At 45.7% G+C, this 13,111-nt stretch carries 9 protein-coding genes; 6 read left to right on the top strand and 3 right to left on the bottom strand.

Features of this window, described 5'->3' with window-relative positions; genetic code table 11:
* From AC5O63_RS08275 to udp, 3 genes are all read left to right on the top strand, one after another.
* Positions 1-1,467 carry an MATE family efflux transporter gene (locus AC5O63_RS08275; RefSeq protein ID WP_171383378.1) on the top strand — a complete coding sequence of 489 codons (1,467 nt, stop codon included), beginning with the start codon at positions 1-3 and terminating at the stop codon, positions 1,465-1,467.
* Between the two features lie 57 nt (positions 1,468-1,524).
* Positions 1,525-3,825, top strand: a complete 2,301-nt coding sequence (locus AC5O63_RS08280) for a zinc/cadmium/mercury/lead-transporting ATPase (protein WP_494504625.1) — start codon at positions 1,525-1,527, stop codon at positions 3,823-3,825.
* A gap of 259 nt (positions 3,826-4,084) precedes the next feature.
* Positions 4,085-4,843: a uridine phosphorylase gene (gene udp / locus AC5O63_RS08285; RefSeq protein WP_004748435.1), complete on the top strand. Its 759-nt coding sequence runs from the start codon at positions 4,085-4,087 to the stop codon at positions 4,841-4,843.
* Positions 4,844-4,930: 87 nt separating this feature from the next.
* Here udp and AC5O63_RS08290 read toward each other — a convergent pair whose 3' ends face one another.
* From AC5O63_RS08290 to metG, 3 genes are all read right to left on the bottom strand, one after another.
* On the bottom strand, positions 4,931-5,410 hold the full coding sequence (locus AC5O63_RS08290; RefSeq protein ID WP_494504626.1) for a YehS family protein: 480 nt from the start codon (positions 5,408-5,410) through the stop codon (positions 4,931-4,933).
* Between the two features lie 175 nt (positions 5,411-5,585).
* Positions 5,586-6,398 (bottom strand): hypothetical protein, encoded by an 813-nt coding sequence (locus tag AC5O63_RS08295; protein WP_494504627.1) that lies wholly within the window; start codon positions 6,396-6,398, stop codon positions 5,586-5,588.
* Positions 6,399-6,598: 200 nt separating this feature from the next.
* Complete coding sequence (metG, locus tag AC5O63_RS08300) at positions 6,599-8,659, bottom strand: methionine--tRNA ligase (RefSeq protein ID WP_494504628.1); 2,061 nt, start codon at positions 8,657-8,659, stop codon at positions 6,599-6,601.
* 156 nt (positions 8,660-8,815) lie between these two features.
* Here metG and apbC point away from each other — a divergent pair, with 156 nt between their 5' ends.
* The 3 genes from apbC to AC5O63_RS08315 all read left to right on the top strand — a co-directional run bounded on the left by apbC (position 8,816) and on the right by AC5O63_RS08315 (position 13,098).
* Positions 8,816-9,889 carry an iron-sulfur cluster carrier protein ApbC gene (gene apbC, locus AC5O63_RS08305; protein ID WP_494504629.1) on the top strand — a complete coding sequence of 358 codons (1,074 nt, stop codon included), beginning with the start codon at positions 8,816-8,818 and terminating at the stop codon, positions 9,887-9,889.
* 248 nt (positions 9,890-10,137) lie between these two features.
* Positions 10,138-10,779, top strand: a complete 642-nt coding sequence (gene udk, locus AC5O63_RS08310) for a uridine kinase (RefSeq protein WP_004748444.1) — start codon at positions 10,138-10,140, stop codon at positions 10,777-10,779.
* Between the two features lie 156 nt (positions 10,780-10,935).
* Positions 10,936-13,098 carry an AsmA family protein gene (locus AC5O63_RS08315; RefSeq protein ID WP_494504630.1) on the top strand — a complete coding sequence of 721 codons (2,163 nt, stop codon included), beginning with the start codon at positions 10,936-10,938 and terminating at the stop codon, positions 13,096-13,098.
* The last annotated feature ends 13 nt before the right edge of the window (positions 13,099-13,111 follow it).

Consider the following 13,111-nt stretch of genomic DNA (forward strand, 5'->3'; position numbering starts at 1 on the left):
ATGTCAGACCAAAGTGCCAAATTTGTTGAAGGATCAACCATGCGACATATTTTGGTTATGTCGGGGGCAGGGTCGGTTGGTCTAATGGCACTATTTGTTGTCGACCTTATCGACATGTTGTTTATCAGTATGCTGGGGCAGGTGGAACTCGCTGCTGCGGTAGGCTTTGCCGGGACGTTAGTTTTCTTTTCAACCTCCATCTCGATCGGTACTTCTATTGCTATGGGGGCGCTGGTTTCCAAAGCCATTGGTGCCAAGCAGCAGCAACATGCGCGTGAACTGAGCACAAGTATTATGTTCACTGCGGTGACGATCAGTGTGATAGTTGCAGCGGTGATGTTTGCCTATATTCCAGAGCTGCTTCAAGCCATCGGTGCGCATGGCGTCGCCGCTGAGAGAGCAGAAGCCTACTTAAGAATAATCTTACCTAGCGGTCCTGTTATCGCAGTCGCTATGGCTGCGGGGGCGGGGTTACGTGCCGCGGGCGATGCAAAGCGTTCGATGTGGGCAACACTGGCTGGTGGCATTGTTAATGCGATTCTAGATCCAATATTCATCTTCGGTTTTGGTTGGAATGTAGAAGGTGCAGCACTTGCGTCTGTATTTGCTCGCTTTACTGTGCTGTTTTTCTCAATCTACCCACTTATCCGTGTACACAAACTCGCCGCGAGATTTAACTACGCAGTGTGGTTAAGCAACCTGAAGATTATTATTGCCATTGCGATACCCGCCATTATCACCAATATTGCAACGCCAATTGGTAATGCGATTGTTACCTCAGCTATTGCCCAATTCGGTGAGAACTATGTTGCTGGGTTTGCGGTGATAGGTCGACTCACACCAGTCTGTTTTGCGGTAATTTTTGCACTTTCAGGGGCGGTAGGACCGATCATTGGTCAGAATTACGGTGCAGAGCGTATGGATCGCGTTAAAGAGACACTCAATAACTCTTTAATTGTCACCACTCTTTACACCATTGTTGTTTGTATCATTCTCTATTTCGCTCAAGATTTGATCATTCGTATGTTCAGCCTAAACGGTGATGCACAAGTCATCGTTGCGGCGTTTTGTACCTATGTCGCGGTGAGCTTTATTTTCAACGGTGCACAGTTCGTTGCCAATACCTCGTTCAACAATTTAGGCAAGCCGCTGTACTCAACGGCACTGAACTTAGGCAAAGCGACGTTGGGCACTCTACCCTTTGTCCATTTGGGGGCGTTTTGGTTTGGCGCTCTTGGCGTTCTTTATGGTCAGGCAATTGGTACCGTGGTATTCGGTTTGATTGCGATTGTTGTGCTGCGTAAGCATATTTCGGACTTGATGCGCTCAAGCTGCCTTGAGCATGAAGCCTCAGATCCTTCGATTACCAGTGTCAACAGTCAGCCTTTCTGTAGTCATGATGCGGTATTGATTGATGACGTCGCTTCAACAACAGAAATTTCGCAACAAACGGCAGAAAAAGTTTGACCTTGGAGTAGGCTCCAAGGTTTACACTCATAGTGTACAGTGAATGGAGATAAACATATGTGCACTAAACATCAAGCATGCCGATCAGACAAAGTCGCGGCTAACCCTTCTCAATCAGGCTCTTGTGCTAGCCCTAAAATCTCAACCATTAAAATGGCAGATGTTGCCAGTGCTGAGTCGAGCTGTTGTAGCTCAAATAGCTGCAGTAGTGGTGCAGACCCTGCTGACGAAGAGGGCGAGCCCAGTTCCTCTGCGCGTTACACCCAAAGTTGGAAAATTGAGGGAATGGATTGCCCAGCCTGTGCTCGAAAGGTGGAAACAGCCGTTAATCGAGTCGATGGCATTGTTGAGGCTAAAGTCCTTTTTGCAACCGAAAAACTCATAATCACTTCTGATAATGCAGGTGTTGCCCAGTTAGTCGAACAAACAATCCTTGATACTGGATTTACCTTTACTAGCTCTAATTCAAAGTCTTCAAAACAAGTATCCACAGGTTGGAAGTCTGTGCTTCAACAGAATGCGCAGATTATCGCTATTGCTTCTGCTATGGCGATCGCCGCTGCGATTAAACCAGCACTGCCACAAATCAGTGAATGGATGTTTGTCATTACCTGCTTGGCGGGACTATACCCGATAGGTAAAAAAGCCATCAGCCTTGCTCGTTCAGGGACGCCTTTTGCGATAGAAACCTTGATGAGTGTTGCAGCACTTGGGGCGCTCTATTTGGGAGAAACCGTAGAGGCGGCAATGGTGTTGCTATTGTTCCTCATTGGTGAACGACTAGAAGCCTTTGCTGCTTCACGTGCCCGTAGTGGTGTCCAAGCGTTAATGGAGTTGGTTCCTGAGAATGCGATTAAAATCGTAGATGGTCAGCGCGTTGAAGTCTCGGCAAGTGAGTTACACCCTGGTGATGTCATTGAAGTTTCACCGGGCGCAAGATTACCGGCTGACGGTAAGCTTATCGGTGACGTAGCGAGTTTTGATGAAAGTGCCCTCACTGGTGAGTCGATACCTGTTGAACGTTATCAAGGTGACTCAGTCATGGCAGGCGCTGTGGCAGTCGATAAAGTGGTGAGATTCACCATTACTTCAAAGCAGGGCGAGAATGCCATCGATCGTATTCTCCATTTGATCGAAGAAGCAGAATCTCGTAAAGCACCATTAGAGCGTTTTCTGGATAAGTTTAGCCGCTGGTATACGCCGTTGATGATGCTGGTGTCACTACTGGTGATCATCACGCCGCCATTATTGTTTGCTCAGCCTTGGGAAACTTGGGTTTATCGTGGTCTAGCACTGCTTCTGATTGCCTGTCCTTGTGCATTAGTGATTTCTACGCCAGCCGCGATCACCTCTGGCTTAGCCGCTGCCGCTCGTCGAGGAGCTCTGATCAAAGGTGGCGCAGCGTTAGAGCAGCTAGGCCGCGTTGAAACCATAGCTTTTGATAAAACAGGAACGCTAACCAAAGGCAAACCTGAAGTCACTGACATTATTGCTTTAGAGGGCTGGACAGAGCAGTCGCTATTGGAAAAGGTTGCTGCCATTGAAGTGGGTTCAAGCCATCCACTGGCGGTATCGCTAGTGAACAAAGCCAAACAACTTGAGTTAGAGATTGTTGAGGCAGAAGACAAGCAAGCTCTGGTCGGTAGTGGCGTGCGCGGTGTGGTATCTGGTGTTGAGTATCAGGTGAGTGCACCAAGCAAGGTGGATATCACGTTACCTAGCGCTTTGATTGAGACGATTGAGCAGCTCGAAGGTCAAGGAAAGACGGTTGTCGTTGCTATCGAAGCGAAGCACAAAGCTATTGGTTTGGTAGCGTGGCAAGATACTCTGCGTGACGATTCTGCCAAAGCAGTGAAAGCGCTTAATGAGTTGGGGATTCACTCGATTATGCTCACTGGAGATAATCCGCGCAGCGCGCTAGCCATAAGTTCCATGATTGGCATTGACTATAAGGCTAGTCTGCTTCCTCAAGATAAAGTCAGCTATGTCGAGCAACTTTCTGCAAACGGTAATGTGGCCATGGTCGGTGATGGCATCAATGATGCGCCTGCCATGAAAGCCTCAAGCATTGGTATTGCGATGGGAGGTGGTACTGACGTCGCGTTAGAAACCGCTGATGCAGCGATTACCCACAATCGTCTCATTGAACTTGCTGGAATGATTGAGCTTTCACGCGCTACATTGAATAACATTCGTCAGAATATTGCTCTCGCACTTGGCTTGAAAGGCGTGTTCTTGGTGACGAGTTTGTTAGGTATTACTGGACTTTGGGTTGCGGTGTTGGCTGACAGTGGGGCGACTGCTATCGTGACTCTCAATGCATTAAGACTGCTGAAATTTAAGTCACAGCAAGATTAGATAAACCTACCCAGTAAAAGCCCCTGCATTGTTGATGTAGGGGCTGTTTTTTATGCAACTAATGATTTGAACTTGCGTAAAAGTGTGATGTAAACCGTTTTTATGTGCAATGGTGATGTTTGTTGCGGTTGTTGTTGTGAAGGTGATCACTCTAATGCTTCAAGGAGTTCGCTAGAGTATGTCCTGTACCCGATGAATTTTATAGAGCGTATCGGTTGTTTAATGTGCAACCCAACTACGCCACAATAAGGAGCCCCCTATGTCTCAAGCTGTATTCCACCTTGGTGTTACTGAATCTGATCTTGCTGGCGCAACACTAGCGATCATTCCAGGTGACCCTGCGCGTGTACAAAAGATTGCGGAAGAAATGGAAAACCCAGTATTCCTAGCAAGTCACCGCGAATACACGCTTTACCGTGCTGAACTAGACGGCAAGCCAGTTGTTGTTTGTTCAACAGGTATCGGCGGCCCTTCTACTTCAATTGCAGTAGAAGAACTGGCGCAGCTTGGTGTTCGTACTTTCCTACGCGTTGGTACTACAGGTGCGATTCAACCACACGTAAATGTCGGTGATATGATCGTATCGACGGGTTCGGTTCGTCTAGATGGCGCGAGCCTGCACTTTGCTCCAATGGAGTTCCCAGCTGTGGCAGACTTTGAAGTGGCAACAGCAATGAAAGCGGCAGTAGAAGAGTCTGGTGCAACCGTTCACATGGGTGTTACAGCATCAAGTGACACTTTCTACCCAGGTCAAGAGCGTTACGATACCTTCTCTGGTCGTGTAGTTAAGCGTTTCCAAGGTTCTATGCAAGAGTGGCAAGACATGGGCGTTCTAAACTTCGAAATGGAGTCTGCAACGCTACTGACTATGTGTGCGAGCTCAGGTCTTAAAGCTGGCTGTGTAGCAGGTGTTATTATCAACCGTACACAGAAAGAGATTCCAGACCACTCTACGCTAAAAGAGACAGAAGCACGCTCTATTAAAGTGGTAGTTGAAGCAGCACGTAAAATGCTTTAACAGTTCGACGTTCTTTAAAAGAACGGCTTTAGATACTAAAAACCTCAATCGTAAGATTGAGGTTTTTTGTGCGCTTAGCATTTATAGCTAGGCGATAAACTCTTCAGAGTCAGGACGGTTGGTGAACTGTACGCCATTTAAGAAATCACATAGTAATTGGTCTTCACACGCCTTGTAGTTCTTATTGTTTGGTTTACGGAAGTAAGCACCGATTTCATACTTGCTTAGGCTAATACCAACGACTTCAAGCACATCCAAAACATCTTCGGCTTTCATGTTTAACGCAATACGTAACTTCATGAAGATCATGTTGTTGGTTAGCTTCTGCTCTGGCTTAGGCTGTTCACCTTCCTTTTTACCGCGTTTCAGGTTGATAAAACCATTGAGAAAAAGCGCCAGTTCCTTATCTTTCATTTTAGAGACTGACTTGTCAGAGTCGGCTTTCAGCCAGTCATTCACTTGGTTTGGGGCAACAGTGAAGTCTGCTTGCTCAAAAGCTTTGATAATTTGGCTGTTTTTTAGATTTAGCGAATGCTGGATACGACGCAAGATTTCATTGTTAGTCACTGGAGCTGCTCTTTTTACTAGGGTCAAGGTTGACCGGATATTGTCGAACGCGACTTTAGCAAATAAGCGCTATCGGTGATAGAAATAAAACGTCCTTGAGCAAATGACATGTCTATAGGCTCAACAGTTTAGATAAGGGCACTTAGAGAGTGCCCATTTCAACTGACGATTTTCTTTATGCTAGGGCGACTTTAGGTAACGGCTGATACAAGCTTTCTGTCATATCTGACAACATCTGATCGTAGACTTGCGAAATGATCAGTGAAATATCTGTCGTGAGCTGATAAAGCTCTTCATTCGTCATTAAAATGTCGTCGCTAGCATTAATTTCTGAAAGTGCATGCATTGCCTTTGAGCTTATTGGCGAAGTAATAGACAGCGGACTGATGAGTGATAGCTGATTAAGCTTGCGCCTAGTTTTATCGCAATAGTATTTCACTCTCAGCATACCTTCTGGATAGTGGAGATCCTGAATCGAAATTCTTAGTTGGGTAAGTACCTCCATGCTATCGAGTACCTGCTGCCAATTCATATGGTACTCATCGCTGATATCTTCTCGCCCTGACTCGATCAACCAAGCTATGGCAATTTCATCCATTAAGAACATACAGTGTCTGATGGTTTTGCCGTGAATCACCTGATTACGAGCCACGGTCCGCTGATCCCACTCCTTGTGTAGCTTTTTCAGCTTCAATTGAAGAATTCGGTACATAGGTTTGTTTTCAAACTGAGCGCTGGCGATGAGTTCGTTCGAACGTTTCATCATGGCGCCATAGCTTTCTTCTAACTGGCTTTGGTGAATGTCAAAGTGGTGGCTAGTCAACGCTTGATGGGTGATTGCCCTGTGTTGACGACACAGTAACAGTAACTGGCGCAGTAGGATTAAAATCTCAAACTTTCTTTCTAAACCTGAATGACGCTTTTTCGAAAAGTAGAATAAAGTCGCTAGCACGACAAAAGAAATGATGATTGAAAAGAGCACAAACATAACCAACTCCTTGTTATGGATTACCTATAAAGTGGTGGAGCAGGTTTGGTGCCAATAATAATCTATATATAATTCAATGATTTAGTAATTTTTGGTTCGCGGGTATGAACTCAATTGGTGCAAGATAGCACTGAAAGTGTGAAGAAGGGCACAAAAAAGCCCCGCTGAATCAGTGGGGCTTTCGATAAGCGTAATGATTTTTACATTACACGCATACCAGGCTGTGCGCCTTCGTGCGGCTCAAGAATCCATAGGTCGCTACCACCCGGGCCAGCTGCTAGGATCATGCCTTCAGACATACCAAACTTCATCTTACGCGGCTTAAGGTTCGCTACCATGACTGTTAGCTTGCCTTCTAGCTCTTCAGGTTTGTATGCTGACTTGATGCCAGAGAATACTTGACGAGTTTCACCACCGATGTCGAGTTGGAACTTAAGCAGTTTGTTTGCTTTTGGCACTTCTTCACAAGAGATGATACGTGCTATACGCATATCAACGGCTGCGAAAGCGTTAAACTCAATTTCGTCTGCGATTGGATCTTTATCTAGCTCAGTTTGGCTCGCTTTGTTCTTTTCTGCTTCAGCTTTTTCTTTCGCTGCAACTTCTGCTGCTGCATCTTCTTTAGACGCTTCAACCATAGCTTCAACCTTCTTCGGATCGATACGGTTGAATAGCGCTTTGAACTTAGTGATTTCGTGATCAGTTAGTGGCGCAGCAATGCCATCCCAAGTCAGCTCTTCGTTTAAGAATGCTTCAGTACGCGCAGCAAGCTCTGGCATTACTGGTTTTAGGTAGGTCATCAGAACGCGGAATAGGTTAATGCCCACAGAACAGATATCTTGCAGTTCTTGGTCTTTACCTTCTTCTTTCGCCACAACCCACGGTGCTTTCTCATCAACGTATTGGTTCGCTTTGTCTGCTAGTGCTGTGATTTCACGAATTGCACGACCAAATTCGCGAGTCTCGTATAGCTCTGCGATACGATCAGCGGCTATAGCGAACTCGTTGTAAAGTTCAGGCTCTGCGAATTCCGCAGATAGCTTGCCTTCAAAACGCTTAGTGATGAAGCCAGCGTTACGAGAGGCTAGGTTAACAATCTTGTTTACTACGTCAGCGTTTACGCGCTGAGTGAAGTCTTCAAGGTTAAGGTCTAGGTCATCAATGCGGCTGTTTAGTTTAGCTGCGTAGTAGTAACGTAGACATTCTGGATCTAGGTGATCTAGGTACGTCGCTGCTTTGATGAATGTGCCTTTCGACTTAGACATCTTCGCACCGTTTACCGTTACGTAACCGTGGACGAATACGTTATTTGGCTTACGGAATCCAGCACCTTCTAGCATTGCAGGCCAGAATAGTGAGTGGAAGTAAACAATGTCTTTACCGATGAAGTGGTAAAGCTCAGTAGCACTGTCTTTCTTCCAGTACTCATCGAAGTCTAGACCTTCAGTTTTGTTACATAGGTTCTTGAATGAAGCCATGTAACCAACAGGTGCGTCTAGCCATACGTAGAAGAATTTGTCTTTTTCACCTGGGATCTCGAAGCCGAAGTAAGGCGCATCACGAGAGATATCCCACTGTTGAAGACCTGACTCAAACCACTCTTGCATCTTGTTTGCAGTTTCAGACTGAAGCGAGCCAGAGCGTGTCCACTCTTGAAGCATGCTTTCAAACTGAGGTAGATCGAAGAAGAAGTGCTCAGAGTCTTTCATTACTGGAGTTGCGCCAGATACAGCTGATTTAGGTTCAATCAGTTCAGTTGGGCTGTACGTTTCACCACAGCTGTCACAGTTGTCCCCGTACTGGTCTTCTGATTTACACTTAGGACATGTACCTTTTACGAAACGATCCGGTAGGAACATCTCTTTTTCAGGGTCAAACAGCTGAGAAATCGTACGGCTAGAAATGAAGCCGTTTTTCTTAAGCTCAAGGTAGATGTGCGAAGCCAGTTCGCGGTTCTCTTCAGAGTGTGTGCTGTGGTAGTTATCGAAGCTAATATCGAAGCCAGCGAAGTCTTTTTGGTGTTCTTCACTTACTGCAGCGATCATCTCTTCTGGCGTAATTCCCATCTGTTGTGCTTTTAGCATGATTGGCGTGCCGTGAGCATCGTCAGCACAGATGAAGTTTACAGTGTTGCCACGTAGGCGTTGGTAGCGAACCCAGATATCAGCTTGAATGTGTTCAAGCATGTGACCTAGGTGAATCGAACCGTTAGCGTACGGAAGGGCACAAGTGACCAGTAGTTTTCTTGGATCAGTCGCCATACTTAATATTCGCTTCTAATGATGTATAAAAAAATAGAGAGTAATACTACCTTATCCCACCAATGACTCCAAGGCTTCCAATATGGGAAACCCCAGTTTTTTCAGGGTTCAGTATCGGCTGGTGGAGTGTTACGATTAGATGCACAAGGAGGACCTATGCGTCAGTTCACTTCAAAGCAAGATTTCTGTGATTGGTTAAATCAATTTGAGCACCCAAGCCTAGCCCCTGAATGGGCGTCTACGGCGAACTTTGTTTCAGTTGACGCCAATCAGTTTACTATTGAAATTCCTTTTGCAGCCAATACGTTAACTCAGGATTTGTCCGATTGGATTGAAGCTTCCCAAAACAAAGGTGAGGTTGCTTCATTCTCGTACAACATTGTTGTTGCCCCGAAACCTCTCGAAACTCATGTTTCTACAACAGTGAAAGGGGTTAAAAACGTCATTGCGGTGACGTCCGCAAAAGGCGGGGTCGGCAAGTCGACAACATCGGTCAACTTAGCGCTGGCCCTGTCAAAGTCCGGAGCCAAAGTCGGGCTATTGGACGCTGATATTTATGGTCCTTCAGTGCCACTGATGCTTGGCCAAACCAATGCACAACCTGAAGTTCGCGATAACAAATGGATGCAGCCTATAGCGGCCCATGGGATTTTTACTCACTCTATCGGCTACCTTGTATCGAAAGATGAAGCTGCGATTTGGCGTGGACCGATGGCAGCTAAGGCGCTTGCTCAACTATTGAATGAAACTGAGTGGCCTGAGTTAGATTACCTAGTGATTGATATGCCTCCGGGCACTGGTGATATTCAACTGACGCTGGCTCAGCAAGTTCCGGTAACCGGAGCGGTCATCGTGACGACTCCTCAAGACTTAGCTTTAGCTGATGCTCGTAAAGGTGCGGCAATGTTTAACAAGGTTGATGTGCCTGTCGTTGGTCTTGTAGAAAACATGAGTTATCACATCTGCAGTCATTGTGGTGAAAAAGAGCATATCTTTGGTGCGGGTGGCGCAGAGAAAATGGCCAGTGAGTATGGTCTTGACCTTCTGGCTCAAGTCCCACTTCATATTCAGATGCGTGAAGATATCGATAAAGGCATCCCAACGGTTGCTGCGAGACCAGAATCAGAACATGCTCAGCAGTATCTTGCCTTGGCAGAAGCGGTTAGTTCCAGATTGTATTGGCGAGGGAAAACTAAACCCGACTCGATTATGTTTACCATGGTGGAATAAACACCTTTATGCACTGCAATGAGAGCGCCTGACGAGCGCTCTTTTTTATTCTTATTCAGTGTAATCGATTGCGCTGAAATCTTTTATTCCATTTAAGTAAATTAAGGCAATCGCAACTGGCAACCGATGGCTGAACTCCCTATAATCAGGCGGTTTATCTAAATTTATACTAATACGCAGGTCTCACCTCGAAAGGCACTGCTAGTATTAGCATATGACACCAATCTAAATCATCGGGTGCAAGAATAATGTCTGATAATAATCAATGCGTCATCGTAGGTATTGCTGGCGCGTCTGCTTCTGGAAAAAGTTTAATCGCGAGCACTATTTACAATGAACTACGTGAAAAAGTGGGCGATCATCAAATTGGTGTGATTACGGAAGATTGCTACTACAACGACCAAGGCCATCTTAGTATGGACGAGCGTGTAAAAACCAACTACGACCACCCAAGCGCACTAGATCATGATTTATTGTGCGAGCATCTAGAGCAGTTAGTTAAGGGACAAGCGGTAGAAGTACCTGAGTACAGCTACACAGAACATACCCGCACTGACAACACGACGACAATGACACCAAAGAAAGTCATTATTCTTGAAGGTATTTTGCTGCTTACTGACCCTCGTTTGCGTGACTTGATGCATGCGACGGTATTTATGGACACGCCACTGGATATCTGCCTGCTTCGTCGTGTTAAGCGTGATGTTGAAGAGCGCGGCCGTACTATGGACTCTGTTCTGAAGCAGTACCAAGAAACGGTTCGTCCTATGTTTATGCAGTTTATCGAGCCTTCAAAGCAATACGCAGACATTATTGTTCCACGTGGTGGTAAAAACCGCATCGCGATCGATGTGTTAAAAGCTCATATTGCAAAACTTTTGAAAGCTTAACGTTGAAAAGACGCTTAAGACTTTATTTTTTATGAGATAAGTGGCACTTTTAGTGCCACTTTCTTTTTATGGTCACCATAAATATTTACCTGATCATTTATACTTGGAGCTAACCCTTAGCAGAAGAGGCGTGCTCACCAGGCAAGGATAATGCTGATGAAGAAACTGTTCCTAATCATAGCAATCCCAGTGGTTGTTATTCTCGGTGCTTTAATTGCACTGGTTACTTTAGTTAACCCAAACCAATTTAAACCACTTATCGTTGAACAAGCGAAAACCCATACTGGTCTTGATCTTGTTATCGATGGTGATATCAGTTGGCAATTTTTCCCATCGATTGGTTTCGAGCTAGGTCAAACCGAGCTCCGTAACCCGAAAGACTTTGAACAATTGAATATGTTCAAGGTGGATACAGTCGGTGTGGATGTGTCCGTGATGCCACTGTTCAGCCAACAGCTTGAAATAGGCAACATCACGCTTGATGGCGCAGCTTTCTCGCTGGAAATCTTACCGGATGGTCGCAAGAATATTGACGCGTTAACTCAAGCGCAAGCGGCTCAAGCTGAGACGACGGCGGCACCAGCGACTTCAGAAAGCAGTTCGCAGCCTGTAACGGAAGAAGCGCCTCAAAGTAGTGGTGGCGCTTCGGCTTGGACAATCAACTTGGCTGGAGTCACTGTCTCTAACGCGTCGGTCGAAATTCAAGATAAACAAGCAGGGTCATTTACCAAGCTGTATGACGTTTCTTTGAATCTTTCGCAATTTGCTGTTGATACTTGGACTAAAGCGGACTTTGCCGCCAAAGGTGAAGCAAATCAGCAGAAATTTACCGCCAAAGGTGATGCTGAGTTTAAGCTTGCAAAGGGCTTTAAAGAGTACGCGCTACGTAATATTAACCTTGATGCGACATTCAGCGATCCTGCAACAAAAATCGATAGCGCTAAGATTGGGCTAGAAACGTTTGAGTTCGATAAAGCCAACGCGCTGAGCTATGCCGTTGTGGGTAATGCAGCTGGTCTTGATATCGATATGAAGGGGTCGGCTTCATTGCAAGTTGATCAAGCGATCAGCAAAGTGCTAATGAACAAAATGGTGCTAGATGCCACATTCAAAGGAGACTCACTACCTCAGTCACCTATGAAGGTAGATATGGCATCTGACTTGACGTTTGACCTGACTAAGAACCACCTAAGCTTTGTACTAGAAAAGCTGACCGCAAATGCATTGGCGTTTGATGGTAAAGCTGATGTGACGCTAGGTGATATTCCTAAAGTTCGATTTGCTTTGCATAGCCCGAATATCGATTTGGACGAGTTTTTAGGATTGGGCAAAGCGGCTCCGGCGCAAGCGCCATCTGATACAGATCCAGCTTCAGAAGCACCGCAGCAAAAGCCTGCACAAACTTCGCCACAGAAACCTGCTCAAGAAGTGGAACCTGATCTCTCTGCGCTGAAAACGTTGGATGTGAAAGGCGAGATCACCATCGACAAGTTCAAAGCTAACAACGCCAAAATGCAGAACGTAAAGGCGAGTTTCTCAGTTAACCGAGGTGTGGCAGAACTGACGTCATTTACATCAAACCTGTACCAAGGCTCTATCAGCGCTACGGCTCGTTTAGATGCGCGTAAGTCACCTGCAAGCTACACCGCGAAAAAACGCATCAAAGGTGTAAAAGTACAGCCTCTGCTGACCGACGTAGCAAACAACGATATGTTGGAAGGTACGGGCAATATTGATGTCGACGTTAAAGGTAGCAGCTTAACGCCAACAGGCATTAAGAAGAATCTAGTCGGGACAATCGTCATTAACTTTGAAGATGGCGCAGTGAACGGCATTAACGTTGCTCAGTTAATTCGTGAGAATTACGCCAAGATCAAAGGTGAGAAGCTAGAAGGTGGCAATGAAGTCCAGAAAACAGACTTTAGTGCGATGAAAGCAACCTTAAAGCTGAACAAAGGCAATGTGTCTACTAATGATCTTCATATGCAGTCACCACTATTACGCATCCGTGGTAACGGCAGTGCCAATTACCTCAACGAAACGGTTGATTTCACAGTCAGTACTTCTATCGTTGGCTCGCTAAAAGGCCAAGGTGGCAAAGACATTGATGAACTGAAAGATGTGACAATTCCAATCAATATCTCGGGGTCTTGGGCGCAGCCTAAGTTCAAACTTATCTTTGACGACGTACTTAAGCAGAAAGCTGAGAAAGAGATCGATCGTGGATTGAAGAAGCTCGATGAGAAACTTGGTGGAAAAATCAAAGATGAGAAGACCAAAGAAGCGGTTAATAGCTTAATCAAAGGGCTGTTTAACTAAACGTCTTTCCAAT

It is taken from the genome of Vibrio sp. SCP2 (assembly GCF_059295395.1).

What these genes read in the sequence shown, in the direction of transcription:
- AC5O63_RS08275 (WP_171383378.1), top strand. Translation starts at nt 1, where the DNA reads ATGTCAGACCAAAGTGCCAAATTTGTTGAAGGATCAACCATGCGACAT.
- AC5O63_RS08280 (WP_494504625.1), top strand. Translation starts at nt 1,525, where the DNA reads ATGTGCACTAAACATCAAGCATGCCGATCAGACAAAGTCGCGGCTAAC.
- udp (WP_004748435.1), top strand. Translation starts at nt 4,085, where the DNA reads ATGTCTCAAGCTGTATTCCACCTTGGTGTTACTGAATCTGATCTTGCT.
- AC5O63_RS08295 (WP_494504627.1), bottom strand. Translation starts at nt 6,398, where the DNA reads ATGTTTGTGCTCTTTTCAATCATCATTTCTTTTGTCGTGCTAGCGACT.
- metG (WP_494504628.1), bottom strand. Translation starts at nt 8,659, where the DNA reads ATGGCGACTGATCCAAGAAAACTACTGGTCACTTGTGCCCTTCCGTAC.
- apbC (WP_494504629.1), top strand. Translation starts at nt 8,816, where the DNA reads ATGCGTCAGTTCACTTCAAAGCAAGATTTCTGTGATTGGTTAAATCAA.
- udk (WP_004748444.1), top strand. Translation starts at nt 10,138, where the DNA reads ATGTCTGATAATAATCAATGCGTCATCGTAGGTATTGCTGGCGCGTCT.
- AC5O63_RS08315 (WP_494504630.1), top strand. Translation starts at nt 10,936, where the DNA reads ATGAAGAAACTGTTCCTAATCATAGCAATCCCAGTGGTTGTTATTCTC.